The organism is Terracoccus sp. 273MFTsu3.1 (assembly GCF_000383675.1).
In the GTDB taxonomy this organism is placed as follows: domain Bacteria; phylum Actinomycetota; class Actinomycetes; order Actinomycetales; family Dermatophilaceae; genus Terrabacter.
Map to the genome: position 1 here is coordinate 262,943 of NZ_KB911821.1, position 23,624 is coordinate 286,566.

Below are 23,624 nucleotides of genomic sequence, written 5' to 3' on the forward strand. Positions count from 1 at the left end.
CATGTGACCCGTGTGACGCAAATACCACAGAGTGACGATTCCGCACCTCGACGTGCGCGACGCACACGCAACCACCGCCGCGGCCCGAGGGCCCGCGCACGGACGGCGTATGCCGTGCCGTCAGGCGGTGCGCTCGGCGACGTCGCGCAGTCGCTGGGACACGACGGTCGTGACGCCGTCGCCGCGCATGCTGACGCCGTAGAGGGCGTCGGCGATCTCCATCGTCTTCTTCTGGTGCGTGATGACGATGAGCTGCGAGCTGTCCCGCAGCTCCTCGAAGAGGGTGATGAGGCGGCCGAGGTTGGCGTCGTCGAGGGCGGCCTCGACCTCGTCCATGATGTAGAAGGGCGACGGCCGGGCCTTGAAGATGGCGACGAGCAGCGCCACGGCCACGAGCGAGCGTTCGCCACCGGAGAGCAGCGAGAGCCGCTTGATCTTCTTGCCCGGTGGGCGCGCCTCCACCTCGAGACCGGTCGTCAGCATGTTGGACGGGTCGGTGAGGACGAGACGTCCCTCGCCACCCGGGAAGAGCCGCTGGAAGACGCGCTCGAACTGGACGGCGGTGTCCTCGAAGGCCTCGGCGAAGACGCGCTCGACGCGCTCGTCGACCTCCTTGACGATGTCGAGCAGGTCACGCTTGGAGTTCTTGAGGTCCTCGAGCTGCTCGGTGAGGAACTTGTGCCGCTCCTCGAGCGCCGTGAACTCCTCGAGCGCGAGCGGGTTGATGCGACCGAGGGCGTTCAGCTTGCGCTCGGCCTGGCGCAGCCGCTTCTCCTGCGCCTCGCGGACGAAGGGCACCGGTTCGGGCTGCGGTGCATCGGGGTCGGCGTCGGGGTCGGGCACGGCCGGGACGAGCTGGTGGGGGCCGTACTCCTCGACGAGGTCGGACGGCGAGATGCCGAGCTCCTCGACGGCCTTCGTCTCGAGCTGCTCGATGCGCAGACGCTGCTGGGTGCGGGCGACCTCGTCGCGGTGGACGGTGTCGGTGAGCTCGCGCAGCTCGGCCTGGAGCGTCGCGATGTCACGGCGCACGACGGCGAGCTCGGCGTCCCGCTCGGTGCGCTCGGCCTCCCCGGCGGCGCGGGCGCGGCCCGCCTGCTCGGCCGACTCGACGAGCAGCTCGTGCGCCCAGGCAGCCGCCGTGCGGACGGCCCCGGCGACGGCGGCCTCGCGCCGGCGACGGGCCCGCTTCTCGGCGAGGCGCTGGCGTGCCTCCTCCTCGTGGCGGGCGCCGCGCTCGAGCGCGTCGGCGCGGTCCTTGAGGGCGCGCGCCCGCTCCTCTCGGGTGCGCAGCGCCAGACGCAGCTCGGTCTCGGCCGCACGGGCCTCGCGGGCCACGGCCTCGAGCCGGTCGCGCTCCTCGGTCGACGGCTCGTCGGCGAAGTCGCCCTCACCGCTCGCCGCCTCGAGCCGCTCGAGCAGGGCAGCGTGCTCGGTCTGGTCGGCCTCGAGGGCCGCAGTGGCGTCGGCGATGGCCTTCTCGGTGCGCTCCACCTCGGAGCGTGCCGCGCGCAGGGTCTGTCCGAGCGAGCCGAGCTTCTCGGCGATCGCGGCCATCCGGGCGTCGCTCTCGTTGAGGCGCTCGAGCGCGGCCTCGACGGCGTCGGCGAGCTCGGCGCGCGTCGCGTCGGCACCCGAGAGGCGGAAGCGGGCCTCCTCGCCCTCGCGGGTGGCTCGGGCCATCGCGTCCTGGGCGTCGTCGAACGCGGCCTGCAGCTCGAGCAGGCTGGGCGCCGTCGTGCTGCCGCCGCGGACCGCTCCGGGGGCGTAGACGTCGCCACCGCGGGTCACGGCGGTGACCCCGGCGTGGGTGCGGACGAGGGTGCGGGCGGCCGCGCCGTCGGGCACCAGGGCGACGCGCTCGAGCACCTGCTCGACGGCCGGGCGCACCGAGTCGGGGCACTCCACGACGTCGCGGACCCAGCGGGCGTCGCCCGTGAGAGCCGGCCACGACGCGGGGTCGACGCGGGTCGCGGACTCCGCGACGAGGAGGCTGGCGCGGCCGTTGTCGCCGTCACGCAGCGCGTCGAGGGCCGCTGCGGCGGCGTCGAGCGAACCGACGGCGAGGGCCTCGGCAGCCGTCCCGAGGGCGGCGGCCACGGCGTTCTCGAGGCCGGGCTCGACGGTCACGAGCGACGCGACGGAACCGAGGATGCGGTGGCCCTCGTCGGCAGCGGCGAGAAGGGCGGCCGCGCCGTCCTTGCGGCTCAGGCTGAGCCCGAGGGCCTCGACGCGGGCGGCGGCCGTGGTGCGGGCACGCTCGGCGGTCGCCTCGGCCTCCTTCCAGCGGGCGAGCTCGGCCTCGGCCGCGTCGAGACGCGCGGCTGCCTCCTCGTAGGCGGTGTCGAGCCCCTCCTCGCCCTCCTCGTCCTGGGCGACGCTGGACTCGAGGCGGGAGAACTCGTGCTCGGCCTCGGCGGCTCGGGCCTGGGCGGCCTCGATGGTGCCGCGCAGCCGTCCGACCTCGGCCTCGCGGGCCTCGATGCGCGATGCCTTGGCACCGACCTGGCCGCCGAGCTTGGCCAGGCCCTCACGTCGGTCGGCCGCGGCCCGGGCCTCGCGCTGGAGGCGGGTCGTCTCCTCGGCGTGACCGCGCTCGGCCTCGGTGCGGGACAGGACGGCGTTCTCGAGAGCGGCCTTGGCCTCGGCGATCTCCTCGAGGAGGAACGCCTCCTGCTCGCGGACGTCGGCGGCCTGGGCGCGCAGCTGCTCGGGGTCGCGGCTCTGGCCGGGGGCCTCGGGCTCGTCGTCCTCGCTGAGCAGGCGCACGCGCTCGGCGGCGAGCGACCGGGTCGAGGCCATCCGCTCGACGAGCCGGCCGAGCGAGACGTACTCGTCCTGGGCCCGGGACAGGGCCGGACGAGCGGCCTCGGCGGCCTCCTCGAGGGTGGAGAGCCGGTGGCCGAGGTCGCCGATGGACGCCTCGACCTCGGAGCGGCGCTCGATGAGGGCGGACTCGTCGGCGACCTCCTGCTCGAGCGTCGACGTCAGCTGGACGAGGTCGTCGGCGACGAGGCGCAGGCGCGCGTCGCGGGCGTCGGTCTGGATGACGGCCGCCCTGCGCGCCGTCTCGGCCTGGCGTCCGAGCGGACCGAGCTGGCGGCGGATCTCACCGGTGAGGTCCTGGACCCGGGTGAGGTTGGCCTCCATCGTGTCGAGCTTGCGGAGCGCGCGCTCCTTGCGCTTGCGGTGCTTGAGGACGCCCGCGGCCTCCTCGATGAACCCGCGACGCTCCTCGGGGGTCGCGCGCAGCACGGTGTCGAGCTGGCCCTGGCCGACGATGACGTGCATCTCGCGGCCGATGCCGCTGTCGGAGAGCAGCTCCTGCACGTCGAGCAGGCGGCAGGGGGTGCCGTTGATGGCGTACTCCGAGCCGCCGTTGCGGAACATCGTGCGGGCGATCGTCACCTCGGTGTAGTCGATCGGGAGCGCGCCGTCGGTGTTGTCGATGGTCAGGGCCACCTCGGCGCGGCCGAGCGGGGCTCGGCCGGACGTGCCGGCGAAGATGACGTCCTCCATCTTGCCGCCGCGCAGCGACTTGGCGCCCTGCTCTCCCATGACCCAGGCGAGCGCGTCGACGACGTTGCTCTTGCCGGAGCCGTTGGGGCCGACGATGCAGGTGATGCCGGGCTCGAGACGCAGGTGGGTCGCCGAGGCGAAGGACTTGAAGCCCTTCAGAGTGAGGCTCTTGACGTACACGACCCGAGAAATCCTTTGTCCAGCCAGCCAGCGATCCCGGTCAGCGTACTAGTCGCGGGGCCGTGCTCCGGGGAGGTGAGCGCCTGCGCGTGCGGGGACGGACGGCATACCGTGGTCGGGTGGATGCCGAGGAGCGCGCAGCGCACGACGAACACACGGTGACGTCCCTCGAGCGGCTGCTCGAGGTCTACCCCACGGCGCCGGCCGCCAACAGCCTCGCCAAGGAGTCGGCGACCATCACGCCGAGCCAGGCGCGGATCATCGAGGCGGCGCCGTTCGTCGTCGTGGCCACGGTCGGTGACGGCGGCCTCGACCAGTCGCCGCGGGGCGACCGCCCCGGATTCGTCGTCGTGCGCGACGAGCGCACGCTCGTCATCCCCGACCGTCGCGGCAACAACCGCCTCGACACCCTGCGCAACGTCGTCGTCGACCCGAGGGTGGGTCTGATCTTCCTCGTGCCGGGCCTCGGCGAGGAGCTCCGCGTGCGCGGCGTCGCGGTCGTCTCGACCGACCCTGACGAGCTGGCCCGCCACGAGGTCAAGGGTGTGCTGCCGGCCTCGGTGCTCGTCGTCACCGTCGAGCGGGTCTACTTCCAGTGCGCGCGGGCGATCAAGCGAAGTCGCTTGTGGGACAGCGAGTCCCGGGTCGACCCGAAGACCTTGCCGACCGCGGGGGAGATGACGCGTGAGACCGGCGGGTTCGCCTCCGACGCCGAGGCGGCGGCGTACGACGAGGCCCTCGACGCGCGGCAGGACGCGACGCTCTACTGAGGGCGCCGGTGCGACACCGACGAAGGCCTACGAGTCGCCGTTGGCGATGCGCTCGTGGTGGTGGATGACCTCGGCGATGATGAAGTTGAGGAAGGCCTCGGCGAACACCGGGTCGAGGCCGGCACTGTCGGCGAGCGCGCGCAGCCTCGCGATCTGCCGCTCCTCGCGCTGCGGGTCGGCGGCAGGCAGGTGCTCCTCGGCCTTGAGCCGGCCGACCTGCTGGGTGCACTTGAAGCGCTCCGCGAGCAGGTGGACGAGCGCGGCGTCGATGTTGTCGATGCTGCTGCGCAGCCGAGCGAGCTCGGCGGGGACCTCGGGCACGTCGCTCACCGGGCCAGCCTAGGCGGGTCAGCGCTCGACGAAGCCGGAGATTCCGTCCCTCGGAACGCCCTGCTGCACGACGACGCTCTCGACGTGTCCCGGCCGTCGGGTCGTCGACGGGGTCTCGCGCAGCAGCGCCTCGAGCGCGTCGACGTCCTCGGGGCGGCCCTGGGCGACGACCTCGACGCGGCCGTCGGCGGTGTTGCGGGCGTGCCCGTCCAGACCGAGCTCGAGCGCGCGGGCGCGCGTCCACCAGCGGAACCCGACGCCCTGCACCTCCCCGCGCACGAACATCGTCACGCGCACGGGCGCGCCGGTCACCTCGGCATCCTGCTCGACAGCCACCCCGACACGGTATGCCGCGTGGCGCCGCAACGGGAGCCCCACGCGTACCTATGCTCACAACAGGCACGGCGGTGACTCCACTCACCGCGGCCCACGGAAGGAGCGACGTTGACGACGTCGGCGATTTCACGGGCGGCTGGCACGGGTCAGACCGCCGACACGGCCACGGGGGCCACCCCGCGATCGGGGCGTGCGCGGCCGGGAGGCCCCGCCCGGATCGAGGGACTCGACGGCCTCCGGGCCCTCGCCATCGCCGGGGTCCTCGTCTACCACCTCAACGCCTCGTGGCTGCCCGGCGGCTTCCTCGGCGTCGACGTCTTCTTCGTCGTCTCGGGCTTCCTCATCACGACGCTGCTCGTCCGCGAGCACCACCGCACCGGCCGCATCGCCCTCTCGCAGTTCTGGGTGCGACGAGCGCGCCGCCTCGTTCCGGCACTCGTGCTCTGCGTCGTCGCGAGCGTCCTCATCGCCCGCGCCGTGAGCCAGGACCTCCTCGTCGACATCGGCCGCCAGATCGTCGGCGCGCTGACCTTCTCGACGAACTGGACCGAGATCACGGCCGGGACGAGCTACTTCGACCAGACGGCACCGCAGCTGTTCATGAACTTCTGGTCCCTGGCCGTCGAGGAGCAGTTCTACCTGCTCTGGCCGCTCGTCACCCTCGCGCTGCTGGCCGTCGCGAGCCGGGTGCGCGTCGGCGTGGCGGTCGCCGTGGGGGTGGGCTCGTCCCTCCTCATGGCGCTGCTCTTCGCCCCCGGCACCGACGCGACCCGCGTCTACTACGGCACCGACACCCACGTCATGGGACTCATGGCCGGAGCCGCTCTCGCGTTCGCCTGGGCCAGCCCGCAGCTGGCGCTCTGGGTGGCACCCTCCCGGTGGGGTCGCCTCGGGTCGTATGCCGTCCCGCTGGCCCTCGTCGTCCTCCTCGCCGAGATGGCCCTGCTCGACGAGCAGTCCACCCTGACCTTCCGGGGCGGGATCGTGCTCGCGTCGCTCGCGACGGCGGTCCTCGTCATGGGCGTCATCGAGCGCCGCCCCGACCGGGTCACCGCCGTCCAGCGAGCCATGCGGCACCCGGTTGCGGGCTGGGTCGGGGCCCGGTCCTATTCCATCTACCTCTGGCACTGGCCGGTCATCCTGCTCGTCGCACTCGACAACCCGTCGGCCCCCGGCACGACGTCGCACCTGCTGACCCGCCTGTGGTGCGTGCTCGTGACGTTCGCGCTCGCCGACCTCTCGTTCCGATTCGTCGAGACGCCGTTCCGCACCCTCGGCTTCCGGGGCGTGGCGACCAGGCTGGGCGCTCGGGTCTCGGGCCTGAGCCGGCGCACCAAGCAGGTGGTCGGTGCCGGACTCGCCGCCCTGGCCGTCGTGACGGCCGTCATCGTCCTCACCGCCCCCGACCAGAGCGAGACCGCTCGCATGCTCGCAGCCAATGAGGCCGCTGCCGACGCGATGGCGAGCCACTCCCCCGCGACCACGGCGCCGGGTGCGACGGCGTCGCGTCCTGCTGCAACGGTCGGGGCGGGGCCGTCCGCGTCGGGCGCCACACCGGCCACCCTGGCCTCGTTCACCATGCCCTCCGGGCCCGAGATCGACGCGTACGGCGACTCGATCATGGTCGGCAGCCTCCAGGCGCTGCGCTACTACTTCCCGGGCATCCGCATCGACGCGAAGTCCAACCGACGCTGGTCCGACGGCCTCGCCGAGGTCTCGGCGCGCGGTGACGACAACCGCCGGGCGATCATCCTCGCCTTCGGCACCAACGCCGGTGTCGACGAGGACCGCGTCAAGCAGGTGCTCGACGTCCTCGGCCCCGACCGCATGGTCGTGCTCGTCAACATCATGGGGCCGTTCGCCCGCGTCGACACCGACAACGCGACGCTCGACCTCATCGCCCGCGGGCGGCCCAACGTCATCGTGGCCGACTGGGCCGACGCCATCCGGGCCCACCCCGAGCAGGTCCAGTCCGACCGCGTCCACCCGACGATCAAGGGTGCGCACCTCTTCTCCAGGACGGTGCGCCAGGCGATGGCCGACCTGTCGCAGCGCAGCACCGGCAAGGCGGTCGTGCTCAAGGAGCTCCCGATCCCGTGAGCGTCGGGCCTGCGCGCGGACCCTCCCCGTCGGGCGAGCTCCTGCCGGGAGCCCGCGCCGTCCGGACCATCGCGATCGTCTCGCCGGGAGCCATGGGGGCGGCACTGGGGCGCGCCTGGGCAGCGGGGGGCAGCCGCGTCGTCGCGACCGTGCAGGGACGGAGCGAGCGCACGGCCGCCCTGGCCACCGGTCTGGAGCTGCTGCCCGACCTCGAGGCCGTCGTCGCCGCCGCAGACCTCGTCGTCAGCATCTGCCCTCCCGCCGCTGCCGACGCCGTGCTCCGGTCGGTCATCGACGCGGCGGGGGCGACCGGTTCGACACCGCTGCTCCTCGACGCCAACGCCGTCTCGCCCGACCGGGTGTCCGGCCTTGCCGAGCTGGCTGCGGCCGCGGGCCTCGACCTCGTCGACGGGTCCGTCAGCGGCGGACCGCCCGAGCCGGACGGTGACACGATGCTCTACCTCTCCGGAGCCCGCGCGGCAGAGGTAGCCAGGGTCGCGGCCCTCGGGCTGAGACGGCGCATCGTCGGCGACCGCGTCGGCCAGGCCTCGGCCGTGAAGATGTGCACGGCGTCCGTCTACAAGGGCACGACGGCCGTCTGGGCGCAGGCCCTCCAGGCGGCCGAGGCGCTCGGGGTGCTCGCGCCGGTCCTCGACGACCTCGCCGAGGAGCTCCCTGCCCAGGTCGAGGGCGCCGCCCGACGGGTCGCCGTGGCTGCGGCCAAGAGCGGGCGCTTCGTCGACGAGATGGAGAGCATCGCGGCCACCCAGCGCTCGGCCGGCGTCTCGCCCGAGCTCTTCGAGGGGATGGCCGCGGTCTACCGTCGGCTCGCGACCACGCCGCTGGCGGCGCTCAGCCCCGAGGAGGCACGCCGCCTCACCGACCTGCGCGAGGTCCTGTCCCGTCTCACCTGACGCCCCCCGCCCGCACCGGCTCGGCACGGCACGGCGCGATGACCGTTCAGGCCGGATCGACGGGGTCACCGACCCGCAGCACCGCCCCCTCGACAAGCGGCAGCACCGGGGTCAGCCGGATGCCGAACCACGTGGCGCCGTCCCACTTCCGGTGTCGGGCGAGCGTGCGGATCGGCTCCTTGCCGGTGCGCAGCTCGACCCGGTCGACCGTCGTCATGACGCAGCGGTCACACACCATGGTCGCGCGGAACGGCACGTCCCCCAGACGCACCGTCGTCCAGGAGTCCTCGGCGAACGGCTCACTCCCGGAGACGACGACGTTGGGTCGAAAACGGTCGTGTCCCAAGGGATCTCGCGGCTGCTCGCCACGCTCGGCCGCAGTCTCGAGCAGCCAGTCGTTGAGCCTGGCGAGGGACGACTCCGACGTGACGTGGAGGGGTGCGGCGTCGGACAGCGAGTTGCTGTCGCCGTCGGCGCCACCCATGTCCGGGCGAATGGGTCGGTGCGTCTCGTCGTCCTGCCACACGAGTCGGAGCGGGCGGCCGACCCGGGCGGTGAGCCACGCGTCGGCGTGAGCGCCAGCGGAGAGCGCCTGCTCCTGCCCGGAGAACGCGACGGGGACGGGCGCCGCTCCCCGCGGCGCGGCGAGCTCGAGCGCGTCGGCACCGGGTGCGACGAGGCGCACTCCCCCGTCGTCGAGCGGCTCGGCCCGCAGGCCGAGGAGCGCGTGCTCCTCGCGCGCCGTGACCTTGGTGCCCTCCGGATCGACGACCGCCCAGCGCCGGTCGCCGTGGAGCCCGCGGGTCTCGACCAAGGCCTCGTCGACCGGGATCCCGGCGAGCGACTTGACGGGGTAGACCGTCAGCGCCGTGACGTGCAGGCCCTCAGGCGTCGCTGCGGTCACTCCGCGAGCCACGCGGCATACGCGTCGAACGTGTAGGGACGCCCGAGGAAGTCCTCGACGAGGTCGGCCGCGTCGCGTCGGCCGCCCTGCGCGAGGACCTTGTCGCGGTAGGCGCCGGCGACCTCGGGGTCGAAGAGGTCGCCCTTGTCGAAGGCCGAGAACATGTCCTTGGCGATGACGAGCGACCACATGTACGTGTAGTACGCCGAGCTGTAGCCGTCGAGGTGACCGAAGTGGCACTGCATGTGCGTGCCGTCGAGGTACGGGAACACCGAGTAGCGCTCCATGAGCTCCCGCAGACGGGCCGTGAGGTCGTCGGTCTCGTTGACGTGGAAGTCGTAGGAGAGCGCCGCGTAGAACATCTGCGTCCGCGCGTCGTAGCCCTTGCCGAAGTCGTCAGCCCGGCGCATCGCCTCGACGAGCTCGGCGGGGATGGTCTCGCCGTCGGCGTTGCGGGCGAAGGTCGCGAGCACGTCGGCATCCCAGGCCCACTCCTCGAGCATCTGGCTCGGGGCCTCGACGAAGTCCCACTCGGTCGCGACACCCGAGAAGCGCACCCACTCGGTGCGGCCGGCGAGCACGTGGTGCACGAGGTGGCCGAACTCGTGGAAGAGGGTGACGACCTCGTCGTGCTCCATGAGGCCGCGGTTGAAGTTGCAGACGAGCACGCCCTCGGCGAGCTGCGTGCCGGCGACACCGCGCGCGAGGTCGAACTGGGCTGCGTGCTTGTACTTCCCGTCGCGGGGGTGCAGGTCGAGGTGGATGCGGCCGATGCGCTCGCCGTGGAAGGAGACGTCGTACGTCGCCACCTCCTCGTGCCACGTGCGGGCGTCCTCGCGCGGCACCGGCGACCACTCGAGCCCGAAGAGCCGGCCGGTCACGTCGAGCAGCCCCTGGCGCACCGACTCGAACGGGAAGTACGTGCGCACGCGCTGGGCGTCGACGGCGAGGTCCTCCTTGCGGACGAGCTCCGCGTAGTAGGAGACGTCGGCCCCGTCGATGTCCGTGGCGTCGGGACGGTCCTGACGCAGCCGCTCGAGCAGCACGGCCTTGTCGCGCTCGGCGCTCGTGGTCGACAGCTCGGTGATGCGGTCGATGAACTCGCCGATGGCGTCGCCGCTGCCGATCATCTTGACCTCGGCGTCGTAGTCGGCCCAGGAGGCGTAGCCGAGGAGAGAGGCGTGCTCACGCCGGACCGAGAAGATCTCCTGCAGGACGCGGTCGTTGTCCGGCCACGCGATGGTGAGGAACTCGGTGACGAGGTCTCGCCGGGCCTGCGCGTCGTGGGCGAAGGTCCGGAACGGCACGACGTCGGGGTAGTCGGTCGTCACGGTGACGAGTCCGTCGTCGTCGACCGGGTGCGCCTCGACCCAGTCCTGCGGCAGCCCGGCGAGCCGGTCGGGCGTCACGCGGATGCTGCGGACGTTCTCGCGGATGTTCTTGCTGAACTCCTGGCTGAGCAGGATCGCTCGCTCGCTCAGGGCACGGAGGCGGTCGCGGGTCTCCTCGTCACGGTCGACGCCCGAGCGGCGGAAGTCGCGCAGCGTCCGCTCGAGCACCCTCGTCGCGTCGGCGTCGAGACCGCTCGCGTCGAGCCCGGCGAGGACGGCATACAGCTGGGTGTCGAGACCGAGGTCGGTGTCGAGCTTCTGCACCTGCTGAGCCACGGACTCGGCGCGCTCGCGCACGGTCGGGTCGGGGTGCACCTCGGAGAAGAGCGACCCGACGGACGCGGCGTTGGACAGGGCCGTCTGTGCGTCGTTCCAGACGCGGAGCGCCTCGAGCGGCTCCTTCGGCGGGTCGCTGCGCAGGCCCTCGACGAGGGACCGCGCCAGCGCGAGCTGCTGCTCGCCGCGGGCGCCGACCCAGTCGAGCCAGTCGCTGTCGAGGGGCAGGGGCAGGTGCGTGGGCTCCGTGGTCACAGACGGCACTGTATGCCGCCCCCCTCCCCTCGCGTCGATTGCTATTCCCAGAGCTCCAGCGAGCGGGTCATGATGTCGGCGAGGTCGTCCGGCCCGACCTCGCGCGGGCTCGTCGCGAGCAGCCGCTGCTGCTTGAGCGAGCCCTCGACGAGGGCGTCGACGTCGCGCTCGTCGTAGCCGACGGCACGGAGGCCGTTCGGCATGCCGATGTCGCGCATGAGGTCGACGAGGACGCCCGGCAGCACGTCGCAGGGGTCGGACTCCCACCGGCTGCCGTGCGCCGGGTCGAGGAGCCGGGCCGCGGCGAGGTGCCGTTCGGGGTCGGACCCGAAGGTCCACCGGAACGCCTCGGGCGCCGTGAGCGCGACCGCCATGCCGTGCGGCACCATCGGCTCGTCGCTCGGGTACCCGTCCGGGTGGAAGTCGCGCACCCGACCGGCGATGGGGTACGCGTTGGCGTGGGGCACGTGGACGCCCGCGTTGCCGAACCCGAGGCCGGCGAACGTCGCCGCGAGCGCCATCTCGCTGCGGGCGGACTCGTCGGAGCCGTCACGGACGGCCTTCCGAAACGCCCTGGCCAGCAAGGACATCGAGCGCTCGGACCACATGTCGGCGATCGGGTTGCTGCCGCAGTAGGGGACGCGCTCGGCGGCCTGCTTGCGCTCGTAGCTCGTGAACGGCCGGGCCGTCCAGCTCTCGAGGGCGTGACAGAGGATGTCCATGCCGGCGCTCGCCGTCACCCCCGCGGGCTGGGTGGCCGTGAGGCGCGGGTCGACGACAGCGAGGCTCGGCCGGAGGCGCACGTGGCTGATGCCCGTCTTGACCTTGAGCGAGAGCACGTCGAGGACGCAGATGGTCGTGCTCTCGGCGCCGGTCCCCGTCGTCGTCGGCACCGCGACGAGCGGCGCGAGCGGGCGCGTCGGCGCACGACCGGCGCCGACCGGCGCGTTGACGTAGTCCATGAGCTCCCCGCCGTCGCTGAGGAGCAGGTCCACCGCCTTGGCGGTGTCGATGGCCGAGCCGCCGCCGACGGCGACGTAGCCGTCGAACGGTCCGTCCGCGCGGGCCCGCTCGACCGCAGCGAGGAGGCTCGCATCGGTCGGCTCGACGTGCGCCGAGTCGTGGACGAGGACCTCGATCCCGAAGCCGCGGATGCCCTCGGCGACGCGCTCCGGCCAGCCGGTCGCGAGCACCCCGGCGTCGGTGACGACGAGGACGCGGGACGCACCGAGCCCCAGCAGGTCGTGACCGATCTCGTCCGCCGCGCCTGCCCCGAACTTCAGCTGCGGGGCGCCGTAGGTGAAGACGGACTCGGGGTTCGCAGGAGACCACGTCATGGGGCCCACCCTAGGGTGGGCCCATGGCCACCGCCGCGACCACCAGCACCCTCGTCGTCGGCGCCGGGCAGGCCGGCATCTCGCTCGTCACGGCCCTGCGCGAGCTCGGTGACACGCAGACCGTCGTGCTCGTCGGCGCCGAGCCCGGGCCGCCCTACGAGCGCCCACCCCTGTCGAAGAGCTACCTGCGCGGCGAGCACGACCGCGACTCCCTCGTCTTCCACGACGCCGCGTGGTTCGCCGACCTCGGGATCGAGCTCGTCACCGGTGACCCCGTCGTGTCGGTCGGCCGGGACGCCTCGGGAGGGAGCGCCACGACGGCGTCGGGCCGGGCCCTCACCTTCGAGCGCCTCGCCCTGACCACGGGCGCGGTCAACCGCGGCCTCGGCGTCGAGGGCGCCGACCTCGACGGGGTCCACTCGGTGCGCACGCTCGCGGACGCCGACCGGCTGGCACCCCGGCTCCGCGCCGCACGTGAGGTCGTCGTCGTCGGCGGTGGCTTCATCGGGCTCGAGATCGCCGCCGGTGCCCGGGCACTCGGGGCCGGCGTCACCGTCGTCGAGGTGACCGACCGCCTGCTCGGGCGCGCCGTCACCCCGGAGCTGTCCGAGGCCGCGCTACGGGCACACGAGCGCCGCGGCACCCGGATCCTGCTGCGCTCGCAGGTCGTTCGCGTGACCGGCGAGGGCGGCCGCACCACGGGAGTCGAGCTCGCCGACGGCACGGAGCTGCCTGCCGACCTCCTGATCGTCGGGATCGGGGCCGTGCCCAGCACGGCGCTCGCCGAGCAGCTCGGCCTGCTCGTCGAACCTCGAGGCATCGTCGTCGACGAGTACGCCCTCACCTCGGACGGGGTCACCGTCGCGGCCGGTGACTGCGCCGTCGGACCCAACCCGTTCGACCGCGGCGCAGCCGGATCGATGCGGCTGGAGAGCGTTCCGCACGCGACCGACCAGGCGCGGACGGCAGCGGCGACCCTCACGGGCCACCGGTCGGCATACGACCGCGTGCCGTGGTTCTGGAGCGACCAGGGCGACCTGCGACTCCAGATGGCGGGGCTCCCGCACGGCGCCGACCGGACCGTCGTGCGAGGCGACGTCGAAGCCGAACGCTTCTCGCTGCTCAGCTACCGCGACGGGCTGCTCATCGCCATCGAGTCGGTCGGCGTCCCGACCGACTACCTCGCCGTGAAACGGGCGCTCGAGAAGGGTATGACGATCGAGGCCGACTCCGCGGCGGACACCTCCGTCCCGCTCAAACGGCTCATCACGAGGGCACGCGGCACTCGCACATCCTGACTCGCCCGGGGTCAGGGGCTGCGCTAGCGTCAGTCGTCGCCCAACGAAGGGACTGAACGCATGCACGCACTGGCGGGTCTGCCCACGGCGGACGCCCTCATCAGCGCCAAACCGGTCGACTACGTCATCATCGCCCTCTACTTCGTCTTCGTCCTCGGCATCGGGGTCATGGCGAGGCGCGCGGTGTCCGACTCCATCGACTTCTTCCTCTCCGGCCGGTCGCTTCCGGCCTGGGTCACCGGCCTCGCCTTCATCTCGGCGAACCTCGGTGCCGTCGAGATCATGGGCATGTCGGCCAACGGGGCCGAGCTCGGCATCTCGACCGTGCACTACTTCTGGGTCGGCGCCATCCCCGCCATGCTCTTCCTCGGCGTCGTGATGATGCCCTTCTACTACGGCTCGAAGGTGCGCTCCGTCCCCGAGTTCATGTTCCGCCGCTTCGGCACCGGGGCCCACCTCGTCAACTCGATCAGCTTCGCCGTCGCGCAGCTGCTCATCGCCGGCGTCAACCTCTACCTGCTCGGCTCGATCGTGCACGCGCTGCTCGGCTGGCCGCTCTGGGTGGCGCTCCTCGTCGCCGCCGCGATCGTCCTGTCGTACATCACGCTCGGTGGACTGTCGGCCGCGATCTACAACGAGGTGCTCCAGTTCTTCGTCATCGTGGCCGCCCTGCTGCCGCTGACCCTGATCGGCCTGCACCGCGTCGGCGGCTACCAGGGCCTCAAGGACAAGATCACCGAGTTCGCCACGTCGGCTCCGGCGTCGGCGGGCGTCCCGCCGGCCGAGCAGCAGCTCCACTCGTGGCCGGGCCAGGCGCTCTCGGGCTTCGACTCGCCGTTCTGGTCGGTCGTCGGCATCGTCTTCGGCCTGGGCTTCGTCCTGTCCTTCGGCTACTGGACGACGAACTTCGTCGAGGTGCAGCGGGCCATGGCCTCCAACTCGATGTCGGCTGCTCGCAAGACCCCCATCATCGGGTCGTTCGCCAAGATGTTCGTGCCCTTCATCGTCATCATCCCCGGCATGGTCGCCGCCGTGCTCGTCAAGGAGATCGGTGAGCTCAAGGCGGGCGGCACCCCACCCGGCGGAGCGTCGGGCGAGGGTGTGAAGTACAACGACTCGCTGCTCCTGCTCATGCGCGACATCCTGCCCAACGGGCTGCTCGGCGTCGCGATCGCCGGACTGCTCGCGGCGTTCATGGCCGGCATGGCCGCCAACATCTCGGCCTTCAACACCGTCTTCAGCTATGACCTGTGGCAGCGCTACATCCGCAAGGACCACAGCGACGACTACTACCTGCGCATCGGCCGTCTGGCCACGGTGGGAGCGACGATCGTCGCGATCTTCACGGCCACCATCGCCAGCTCCTTCAGCAACGTCATGGACTACCTCCAGTCGCTGTTCGGGTTCTTCAACGCACCGCTGTTCGCCACCTTCATCCTCGGCATGTTCTGGAAGCGGATGACGGCGACCGCCGGATGGGTCGGCCTCACGGCCGGCACGCTCTCGGCCGTGCTCGTCGCCTTCCTCAGCGAGGACGGCTTCGGGTCGGCGAGCCTCGGGGTCATCCCGCTGAGCGGCCAGGGCGCGGCGTTCGTCGCGGCGTCCGCGGCGTTCGTCGTCGACATCGTGCTCAGCGTCGGGGTGTCGCTCGTGACCGAGCCCAAGTCGTCCGCCGAGCTGCGCGGTCTCGTCTACTCCGAGACGCCGAAGGAGGAGCTCGTCGACCCCGAGGAGCGCAACATGCCGTGGTTCCGTCGCACCCTTCCGCTGGCCGGCATCTCCCTCGGCCTCGTCATCGTCCTCAACTTCTTGTTCTGACAGGAGCCTCGACATGAGTGACCAACACCGGCTCGACGCCCCTGACCCCGACGGCACGCGGGGCGAGAAGCACACCGCGGGGGCCTTCGACATCCGCAACTTCATCGGCGCCCTGCTGGGCCTCTACGGCCTGATCCTCCTCGTCATGGGGATCTTCGGGGACCAGGCGCTGCAGAAGACCGGCGGCGTCAACGCCAACCTGTGGGCCGGCATCGTCCTGCTCCTCATGAGCGCGTTCTTCTTCGTCTGGGCGCGGATCAAGCCGATCGTCGTGCCAGAGCACGTCGAGCCCGTCGACGACGACCCGGTGCGTCCCGCGCCGAAGCGTCGCCCCACCGGGAGCTGACCGAACGGCGAGGTCCACCGACGGACCGACGAGAACGCCCGGCCCGTCCACCGTCCCCGACGGTCAGGACGGGCTTCGGCGTCTCGGGCGAGGCTGACAGACGGGGCACGAGAAGGACGAGCGGTTCATGAACTGCTCGCGCCGCATGATCGTGCCGCAGCGGTCGCAGGGCGTGCCCGCGCGGCCGTATGCGTGGAGCGACCGGTCGAAGTAGCCGCTCGCCCCGTTGACGTTGACGTAGAGAGAGTCGAAGCTCGTGCCGCCCTGACCCAGCGCCTCCGCCATGACCTCGCGCGCTCGGTCGAGGATCGCGGAGAGCGTCGGCTTGGTCAGCGACGAGCACAGCCGCTCGCCGTGCACCTTGGCTCGCCACAGCGCCTCGTCGGCGTAGATGTTGCCGATGCCGGACACGAGCGACTGGTCGAGCAGGGCCCGCTTGACCGCACTGTCGCGCTGCTTCATCCGCCGCACGACGGCCGCCTGGTCGTAGACCGGCTCGAAGGGGTCAGGCGCGATGTGGGCCACGGAATCGGGGATGCCATCGGGCCGCAGCGGCGACAGCGCGAGCCCGCCGAACGTGCGCTGGTCGACGAAGCGCAGCTGCGGGCCGCCGTCGGCGAAGTCGAAGCGGGCATGACAGTGCTTCTCGAGCGGGGCGTCAGCGGGCTCGACGAGCATCTGGCCGCTCATGCCGAGGTGCACGATGAGCGCGTCCTCGCCGTCGAGGGCGAGCCAGAGGTACTTGCCCCGACGCGAGGCGGCGGTGACGGTCACGTCGTGCAGTCGCGCGGCGAGGTCCTCCGGCCCGGCGTCGTGACGACGCGCGACGCGGACGCCCGTGATCCGGGCGCGCGTGACATGGCGACCCACGACGTGGTCGGCCAGACCGCGACGGACGACCTCGACCTCGGGCAGCTCCGGCACGCGCGGCTCAGGACTGCGTCTGGCCCGTGGCCGCCGACGACACGGCGGCGCTGCGACGACCGTCGAGCGTGTGCCAGGCCTCCTTGGCGGCCTTCTGCTCGGCTTCCTTCTTCGAGCGGCCGCGACCCTCGCCGAGGATCTCCTCGCCCACGACGACGCGGGCGTGGAACTCCTTCTCGTGGTCGGGTCCCTGCTCGCTGACGCGGTACTCGGGCGACCCGAGGGCCGAGCCGGCCGCCATCTCCTGCAGGCTCGTCTTCCAGTCGAGACCCGCGCCGAGCGTGGCCGCCTCCTCGATCAGCGGATCGAAGTGGTGGTGCACGAAGCGAGCGGCGAAGTCGATGTCGGTCGACAGGAACACGGTGCCGATGAGGGCCTCGAGCGTGTCGGCCAGGATCGAGGCCTTGTCGCGGCCCCCGGTGGCCTCCTCGCCCTTGCCGAGCATGACGTACTGCCCGAGGTCGAAGACCCGGGCGACGTCGGCGAGCGCCCGCATGTTGACGACCGCGGCGCGCAGCTTGGCGAGCTGCCCCTCCGCGAGGTCGGGGTGCTCACGATAGAGCGACTCGGTGACGACGAGGCCCAGCACGGAGTCGCCGAGGAACTCGAGGCGCTCGTTGTTGGGCAGGCCGCCGTTCTCGTAGGCGTACGACCGGTGCGTCAGGGCACGCAGGAGCAGCGGCTCGTCGATGTCCCGGCCGACCACCTCGCGGAGGTGGGCGATCAGAGCATCGACGGGCCGCTGCGGCACCGCCGGAACACCCCCAGCACCAAGGCTGCTCACGGGGCTGCTCACGAGGTGATCAGGCCTGGTGCTCGGTGCGCTCGGCAGCGGCGTAGTGACGGCCCTTGTACGTGCCGCACGAGGGGCACGCGATGTGCGGCTGGGTCGCCGCACCGCATTGGGGGCACGTGGTGAGCGTCGTCGGCGTTGCCTTCCAGTTCGCGCGACGCGAACGGGTGTTGGAGCGCGACATCTTCCGCTTCGGGACAGCCACGTCAGTTCCTCTTCTCTTGCGGGTCGTTCCCCAGCAGTCCGCTGAGGGACGACCACCTCGGGTCGATCACTTCATGATGATGGTCGGGGTCCTCCGCGAGGTGCATCCCACACTCGGAACACAACCCCGGGCAGTCAGGCCGACACACCGGTTGGAACGGCAGCGTCGGCACGACAGCGTCCCGGAGCACGGGCTCGAGGTCGATGAGATCACCGACCAGCTCGTGCACCTCGTCCTCGTCCGAGTCGGCACCCACCTCGTGGTGGTGCGCCGCCCGGTCGGCGTAGGCGAACAGCTCCTGGAAGGTCCCCTCGACATCGAGCTCGAGGGGATCCAGGCACCGCACGCAGGCGCCGGTCGCCGTGCCACTGGCCGAACCCGTGACGAGGACACCTTCGACGACGGACTCGAGGCGCACCTCGACCTGGACCGGCTGGCCGGTCTGGATCGAGATGACGTCGGTTCCGAGGTCGTCGGGCAACGTCACCGTGCGCGAGATCTCGTGCATCGTGCCCGGTCGCCGAACAAGCTCTCTGGTGTCGAGCACCAGAGGAGAACGGGGATCGGGACGGTTCATGACTCCTGCGCACAGTTGAGGATTCGGCCCGCGCCAAGACGGACGTGGACCGACCTCCAAGGCTACTAGAGGCGCGCCGTGCGCCCAAATCAGCCCGAACGCTCCCCCAGCCGCTCGGTCAGGGCCGCCAGGACCGGGTCCGGCACGAGGCCGCTCACGTCGCCGCCGTAGCGCACGACCTCCTTGATGAGCGAGCTCGAGACGTGCTGGAGCGTGGGGTCGGCAGCGATGAAGAGCGTCTCGACGCCGGTGAGGTGGTGGTTCATGTGCGCCATCGGCAGCTCGTAGGCGAAGTCGGTGCCGCCCCGCAGTCCCTTGACCATCGTCGCCGCTCCGACCTCGCGACACACGTCGACGACGAGGGTGCCGGCCCAGGCGCCGATGCGGACGTTGGGCAGGTGGCCGACGGACTGCTCGATGAGGGCGGTGCGCTCCTCGACGTCGAACGTGCCGTGCTTGCTCGGGTTGTGCAGGATCGCGACGACGACCTCGTCGAACAACCTGCTGGCCCGGGTCACCACGTCGACGTGACCGTTGGTGATCGGGTCGTAGGAGCCGGGGCAGACACAGCGGCGCGCTTCGCTCGTCACGCGGCCCAACCTACCGTCCGGGTCCCGGACGGCGCGTGAACCTCGCGCCACGCGATCACGCGACGACGTCGCTCGGGGGCGGCTCGGCGAACCACATCGCGGTCTCGCCGTAGCGCTTCTCGCCGGAGAGCTCGAGCCCCTCGGGCCACGTCGGTTGCGGTGAGCGGCTCGAGCGCTCGACGACGACGAACGCGTCCCGCGCGAGCCACTGGTGACCGACGAGCGCGGCGAGCACGGCCGACAGCGCATCCTCGGACACGTCGTAGGGCGGGTCGATGAGCACGAGGTCCATCCGCACGCCGGCGGGCGGGCCTGCGGCGAGGGCGCGCTCGACGGTGTCGGCGAGGACGCGGACGGCCGGGTGCCCGATGACGGCGACGTTGGCGCGGATGACCTTCGCGGCAGCCTTGTGCGACTCGACGAGCAGGACCTGCGCGGCACCGCGGCTCGCGGCCTCGAGACCGAGCGCACCGGACCCGGCGTAGAGGTCGAGGACGCGCGCACCCTCGAGCAGCCCGCGGTGCTCGAGTCGGCTGAAGAGCGCCTCGCGGACCCGGTCGGACGTGGGCCGGGTCGAGGTCCCGGGCGGGGTCTGGAGGCGACGACCGCCCGCCGTGCCGCTGATGATCCGTGTCATGTCAGCCCCGCTCGAGCCATACGGCCTGCTCCTCGTCGAGCCGCATCGCGACGGCGGCGGCGAGCGCCGGGTGCTCGCGCAGCCCGGGGTCGGCGTCGACGAGCGCGAAGGCGTCCTCGCGGGCGTCGGCGATGATCTGTTCGTCCTCGAGTCTCCCGAGGCGCAGGTGACGCACCGAGTTGCCGCGGCCGCTCTGGCGCGCCCCGAGCACGTCGCCCTCGCGCCGCAGGAGCAGGTCGGCGCGGGCGAGCTCGAAGCCGTCGGTCGTCGCGGCGACCTGGTCGAGGCGCTCGGCGGCCCGCTCCCCCGCGCCCTGGGTCATGAGCAGGCAGAGTCCGGGCACCGCACCGCGGCCGACGCGTCCGCGCAGCTGGTGCAGCTGCGAGATGCCGAACCGGTCGGCGTCGACGACGACCATGACGGAGGCGTTCGGCACGTCGACGCCGACCTCGATGACCGTCGTGGCGACGAGGACGTCGATCTCGCCCGCACCGAAGGCACGCATCGTGGCGTCCTTGGCGTCGGGGTCGAGCCGGCCGTGGAGCACCCCGATGCGGGTGCCGTCGAGGGCCGGGTTGGCGCGCAGCGTGCTGAGCATCGCGTAGACGCCCGTCAGCTCCCGCTCGGGTGCGTCGCCCTCGGCCTCACCCTCGTCGCCCTCCCAGTGGGCCTCCCAGCCGGCGTCCTCGTCGGACGTGTCGCGGGAGGCGGCGCTGCTGCCCGTCGCGAGAGCGGCCTCGTCGTCGACGTCACCGATGCGCGGGCAGACGACGTAGGCCTGGTGGCCCTTGGCGACCTCCTCGGCGACGCGCTGCCACGTGCGGTCGACCCAGCCGGGCCGGTCGGCGTCGACGACGTGCGTCGTGATGGGCGAGCGACCGCGCGGCAGCTCACGCAGTGTCGAGGTCTCCATGTCACCGAAGACCGTCATCGCGACGGTGCGCGGGATCGGGGTCGCGGTCATGACGAGCACGTGAGGTGGCCGGATGCCCTTCTCTCGCAGGGCATCCCGCTGCTCGACACCGAAGCGGTGCTGCTCGTCGACGACGACGAGGGCGAGGTCGGCGAACTGGACGTGCTTCTGGATGAGCGCGTGGGTGCCGACGACGATGCCGGCCTCGCCGGAGGCCGCGTCGAGCAGGGAGCGGCGGCGGGTCGCGGTGTTCTGGCTCCCGGTGAGCAGCGCCACGGTGGTCCCGAACTCGGAGCCGCCGAGCATTCCGCCCTGCGCGAGGTCGCCGAGCATGGCCGTGATCGAGCGGTGGTGCTGGGCCGCCAGGACCTCGGTGGGGGCGAGCAGGGCCGCCTGGCCACCCGCGTCGATCGCGGCGAGCATGGCCCGCAGTGCGACCACCGTCTTGCCCGAGCCGACCTCGCCCTGGAGGAGCCGGTGCATCGGGCGGTCGGACGCGAGCTCGGTCGTGAGCACCTCGCCGATCTCGCGCTGGCCGGCCGTGAGCTCGAAGGGCAGCCGGTCGTCGAAGGCGGCGAGCAGACCGCCGGGACGCGGGGGCCGGGGGGTCGCGAGCTCGGACTCGGCGGCCTTGCGGCGCTGGGCGAGGATCGTCTGGAGGACGAACGCCTCGTCGTACTTGAGCCGGTCGAGCCCGCGGGACGGCTGGTCGTCGACGGCGGGCCGGTGGACGAGCTCGAGCGCGACGGCACGGTCGACGAGTCCGCGCGCGGCGCGTACGTCGTCGGGGACGGGCTCGCGGATGCGGTCGACGCTGTCGAGCGCGGTGTGCACGAGCTTGCGCAGGCGCAGCGAGTTGAGCTTGCCCGTCGTCGAGTAGACCGGGACACGGTGCGTCCGGTACCACTCGACGGCGGCCTCCCCCTCGGCGTCGTCGTCGAAGAGCTCGTACTCCGGATGGGTCAGCTGCAGGCGCTGGCCGTAGGCGCCGATCTGACCGACGAAGAAGCCGCGCACGCCCACGGTGAGCTTGCCCTCGTGGCCGTAGGCGCTGAAGAAGGTGACGTCGAGCTCGTTGCCGCGATCGTCGCCGATGACGACGGTGAGCATCTTGCCGCGCCGGTTGCGCATGGGCCGTGACGTGGCCTTCTTGACCTCTGCGACGACGAGGACGTCCTCGCCGACGCGGAGCGAGGAGAGGTCGGTCAGCTGCCCGGGGCGGACGTAGCGACGGGGCACGAACTCGAAGAGGTCGGCGACGCTGAGCAGCCCCTTGGTGCGGGCCAGCTGCTCGGCCTCGTTCTTCTTGACGAGCTTGGTCAGCGGCGAGTCCTCGGTGAGCACCGGCACCTCACTCCACCCCCAGCAGGACGGGGTAGACCGCCTGCCCGCCGTCGAGGAGGGAGACCTCGATGCCGTGGTGGGCGACGCGGGCCTCGGCGGTCACGGCCTCGAGCAGCCCGTCGGGCGCGTCGACACCTGCCACGACCGTCAGGAGCTCCCCGCCGCTCGCGAGCAGCCGCTGCACGACCTGGCGGGAGACGTCGAGCTGGTCGGAGCCGACGATGACGACGTCACCGTCGACGACGCCGAGCACGTCACCCGCCTCGCACGGACCGCCGCTCGTGAGCGCCGCCCGGTTGGCCACGGTGACCGCGCCGTGCCGGGTCGCCGACGCCGCCGCCTGCATGGCGAGCACGTTGGCGGACGCCGGCGCCGTCGGCTCGAAGACGGCGAGGGCGGCGATGCCCTGCACGGCCGTGCGGACGTGGACGAGGTGGGCCTCGATGCCGTCGTCGGCCACCGCACGCACGGCGGCGGCCGCGGCCAGGAGGGTGTCGCCGTCGTTGGGCAGGACGACGACGCCCGAGGCGCCGCGCGCGTGCTGCTGGCGGATGGCGTCGATGAGCCCACCGGTCGAGGCGCGCCGACCGGGACCGGAGCGGACCACGACCGCACCGGCGTCCTCGAAGAGCCCCTCGAGGCCGACCCCGGCGGCGCACGCGACGATGGCGGCCCCACGGACGGCCGACGTGCCGGCACCGTCGCCCCGGTGAACGCGGGAACCGTGACCGAGCTCGTCGGCGAGGCGGGTGATGCGCACCCGGTGCGGGCGCCCGGCCTCGATGCCCGCCTCGACGGCCGCGCCGGCGTCGTCGACGTGGGCGTGGACGTTCCACTCGCCGTCGCCACCGACGACGAGCACCGAGTCGCCGAGCTCGACGAGGCGGGCACGCAGGGCGTCCACCGCGATGTCGTCGGAGTCGCGCAGGAGGTACATCACCTCGAACTCCGGGATGCCGGGGGCCTCGTCGCCGTCGACCGGTCGAGCCGCGCTGAGCGCCGCGCTCCGGGGGTCGGGCCGGCGCCGGGACCGGCGGTCGGAGGCCTCGCCCCCGGAGCGGGCGCGTTGGCCGGCGCACACCCGCTCGAGACACTCGAGGAGCACGACGAGCCCGGCTCCCCCGGCGTCGACGACGCCGGCGCGCGCCAGCACCTCGAGCTGCTCGGGCGTGTGCTCGAGGGCCTCTCTGGAGGCGTCGAGAGCCGCCAGGGCGACGGCGTGGACGCCGACGGGCCCATCGCCTGCCGCAGGGGCACCTGGGTGGGGGTCGTCGGCGACGTGGGTGACGGCATACGACCCCGGGGTGGCGGACCCGGCGGCCCGGGCGGCGGCCTCGGCCATGGCGCGGGCCACCGTGAGGATCGTCCCCTCCTTGGGGTCCGTCACGGCCTGACGGGCGCGCTTCTCCGCGTGCTGCAGGCCTTCGGCGAGCACCCGGCCGTCGATCTCCGCCGCCCCCGCGCAGCCCTCGGCGAGTCCGCGGGCCAGCTGGCTGAGGATGACGCCCGAGTTGCCGCGGGCGGTCCACAGCAGGTGGCGGGCGAAGACGGCGAGCAGGGCGTCGGGCGTCGTGACGTCCGCGGTGGCGAGGGTGCGCTCGACCGCGCCGTCGAAGGTGAGGTAGAGGTTCGTGCCCGTGTCGCCGTCGGGGACGGGGAAGACGTTGAGGGCGTCGATCTCGGCGCGGCGGGCCGCGAAGAGCGACCGCGTCAGCACGGCCCAACGGCGGACCGCGACGAGGTCGAGCAGGCTGAGCGGCCCGTCGGGCGGCGGCGCTGCGCCGGGCATCGGACCTCCTGCTCGTCGTGCGTGTCCATCGGCCGTGGGGATCGCCTCGCCGATGCTCGGCAGGCTAGCGCCTCGTCC

20 protein-coding genes are annotated in these 23,624 nt (G+C 72.5%); 6 read left to right on the top strand and 14 right to left on the bottom strand.

Translation table 11 applies throughout. The features are described 5' to 3' along the window. Positions 1-120: 120 nt before the first annotated feature. A complete protein-coding gene (gene smc / locus H283_RS0106865; RefSeq protein ID WP_020142779.1) occupies positions 121-3,699 on the bottom strand; it encodes a chromosome segregation protein SMC in 3,579 nt (1,192 codons plus the stop codon). A gap of 119 nt (positions 3,700-3,818) precedes the next feature. On the opposite strand from smc, the gene H283_RS0106870 reads away from it, so the two are divergent. Next, positions 3,819-4,469: an MSMEG_1061 family FMN-dependent PPOX-type flavoprotein gene (locus tag H283_RS0106870; protein ID WP_020142780.1), complete on the top strand. Its 651-nt coding sequence runs from the start codon at positions 3,819-3,821 to the stop codon at positions 4,467-4,469. 27 nt (positions 4,470-4,496) lie between these two features. On the opposite strand, the gene H283_RS0106875 is transcribed toward H283_RS0106870, so the two are convergent. Together H283_RS0106875 and H283_RS0106880 are read right to left on the bottom strand one after the other, a co-directional pair. Further along, on the bottom strand, positions 4,497-4,799 hold the full coding sequence (locus tag H283_RS0106875) for a chorismate mutase (protein ID WP_020142781.1): 303 nt from the start codon (positions 4,797-4,799) through the stop codon (positions 4,497-4,499). 18 nt (positions 4,800-4,817) lie between these two features. Continuing rightward, positions 4,818-5,135, bottom strand: coding sequence for an acylphosphatase (locus H283_RS0106880; RefSeq protein WP_020142782.1), 318 nt, complete (start codon positions 5,133-5,135; stop codon positions 4,818-4,820). A 108-nt stretch (positions 5,136-5,243) separates the two neighbouring features. Between H283_RS0106880 and H283_RS0106885 the strand changes: the two genes are divergently transcribed. Both H283_RS0106885 and H283_RS0106890 read left to right on the top strand, forming a co-directional pair. Beyond that, positions 5,244-7,235 (top strand): acyltransferase family protein, encoded by a 1,992-nt coding sequence (locus tag H283_RS0106885; RefSeq protein ID WP_020142783.1) that lies wholly within the window; start codon positions 5,244-5,246, stop codon positions 7,233-7,235. Continuing rightward, positions 7,232-8,149 (top strand): DUF1932 domain-containing protein, encoded by a 918-nt coding sequence (locus H283_RS0106890; RefSeq protein WP_020142784.1) that lies wholly within the window; start codon positions 7,232-7,234, stop codon positions 8,147-8,149. Before H283_RS0106885 ends, H283_RS0106890 begins: the two co-directional genes overlap by 4 nt. 46 nt (positions 8,150-8,195) lie before the next feature. Here the strand turns inward: H283_RS0106890 and H283_RS0106895 are convergent, their stop codons facing one another. The 3 genes from H283_RS0106895 to H283_RS0106905 are packed head-to-tail and all read right to left on the bottom strand — an operon-like array spanning position 8,196 to position 12,312. Continuing rightward, entirely contained in the window at positions 8,196-9,053 is an 858-nt protein-coding gene (locus H283_RS0106895; RefSeq protein ID WP_020142785.1) for an MOSC domain-containing protein, read from the bottom strand. Beyond that, positions 9,050-10,975: a M3 family metallopeptidase gene (locus tag H283_RS0106900; protein WP_020142786.1), complete on the bottom strand. Its 1,926-nt coding sequence runs from the start codon at positions 10,973-10,975 to the stop codon at positions 9,050-9,052. Before H283_RS0106900 ends, H283_RS0106895 begins: the two co-directional genes overlap by 4 nt. A gap of 41 nt (positions 10,976-11,016) precedes the next feature. Further along, positions 11,017-12,312, bottom strand: a complete 1,296-nt coding sequence (locus tag H283_RS0106905) for a hydroxyacid-oxoacid transhydrogenase (RefSeq protein WP_020142787.1) — start codon at positions 12,310-12,312, stop codon at positions 11,017-11,019. 23 nt (positions 12,313-12,335) lie between these two features. Between H283_RS0106905 and H283_RS0106910 the strand changes: the two genes are divergently transcribed. Genes H283_RS0106910 through H283_RS0106920 form a run of 3 tightly spaced genes read left to right on the top strand, consistent with a single transcriptional unit; the run spans position 12,336 to position 15,774 of the window. Beyond that, a complete protein-coding gene (locus H283_RS0106910) occupies positions 12,336-13,610 on the top strand; it encodes an NAD(P)/FAD-dependent oxidoreductase (protein ID WP_020142788.1) in 1,275 nt (424 codons plus the stop codon). Positions 13,611-13,670: 60 nt separating this feature from the next. After that, complete coding sequence (locus tag H283_RS0106915) at positions 13,671-15,428, top strand: sodium:solute symporter family protein (RefSeq protein WP_020142789.1); 1,758 nt, start codon at positions 13,671-13,673, stop codon at positions 15,426-15,428. A gap of 13 nt (positions 15,429-15,441) precedes the next feature. Beyond that, positions 15,442-15,774 carry a hypothetical protein gene (locus H283_RS0106920; protein WP_020142790.1) on the top strand — a complete coding sequence of 111 codons (333 nt, stop codon included), beginning with the start codon at positions 15,442-15,444 and terminating at the stop codon, positions 15,772-15,774. A gap of 63 nt (positions 15,775-15,837) precedes the next feature. On the opposite strand, the gene mutM is transcribed toward H283_RS0106920, so the two are convergent. The 8 genes from mutM to H283_RS0106960 form a co-directional block, all read right to left on the bottom strand. After that, positions 15,838-16,698 carry a bifunctional DNA-formamidopyrimidine glycosylase/DNA-(apurinic or apyrimidinic site) lyase gene (mutM, locus tag H283_RS0106925; protein ID WP_020142791.1) on the bottom strand — a complete coding sequence of 287 codons (861 nt, stop codon included), beginning with the start codon at positions 16,696-16,698 and terminating at the stop codon, positions 15,838-15,840. Positions 16,699-16,705: 7 nt separating this feature from the next. Next, positions 16,706-17,449: a ribonuclease III gene (rnc, locus tag H283_RS0106930; RefSeq protein ID WP_020142792.1), complete on the bottom strand. Its 744-nt coding sequence runs from the start codon at positions 17,447-17,449 to the stop codon at positions 16,706-16,708. A 52-nt stretch (positions 17,450-17,501) separates the two neighbouring features. Then, positions 17,502-17,696, bottom strand: coding sequence for a 50S ribosomal protein L32 (rpmF, locus tag H283_RS0106935; RefSeq protein WP_020142793.1), 195 nt, complete (start codon positions 17,694-17,696; stop codon positions 17,502-17,504). A gap of 1 nt (position 17,697) precedes the next feature. Beyond that, the gene (locus H283_RS0106940) at positions 17,698-18,273 is read right to left on the bottom strand and encodes a DUF177 domain-containing protein (protein WP_028785392.1); all 576 of its coding nucleotides are present in this window, start codon (positions 18,271-18,273) and stop codon (positions 17,698-17,700) included. Between the two features lie 89 nt (positions 18,274-18,362). Next, entirely contained in the window at positions 18,363-18,863 is a 501-nt protein-coding gene (coaD, locus tag H283_RS0106945) for a pantetheine-phosphate adenylyltransferase (RefSeq protein ID WP_020142795.1), read from the bottom strand. A 55-nt stretch (positions 18,864-18,918) separates the two neighbouring features. Continuing rightward, positions 18,919-19,500, bottom strand: a complete 582-nt coding sequence (gene rsmD / locus H283_RS0106950; protein ID WP_020142796.1) for a 16S rRNA (guanine(966)-N(2))-methyltransferase RsmD — start codon at positions 19,498-19,500, stop codon at positions 18,919-18,921. A gap of 1 nt (position 19,501) precedes the next feature. Beyond that, on the bottom strand, positions 19,502-21,763 hold the full coding sequence (locus H283_RS0106955) for an ATP-dependent DNA helicase RecG (RefSeq protein WP_020142797.1): 2,262 nt from the start codon (positions 21,761-21,763) through the stop codon (positions 19,502-19,504). Between the two features lies 1 nt (position 21,764). Next, complete coding sequence (locus H283_RS0106960; RefSeq protein WP_020142798.1) at positions 21,765-23,546, bottom strand: DAK2 domain-containing protein; 1,782 nt, start codon at positions 23,544-23,546, stop codon at positions 21,765-21,767. Positions 23,547-23,624: the final 78 nt, after the last annotated feature.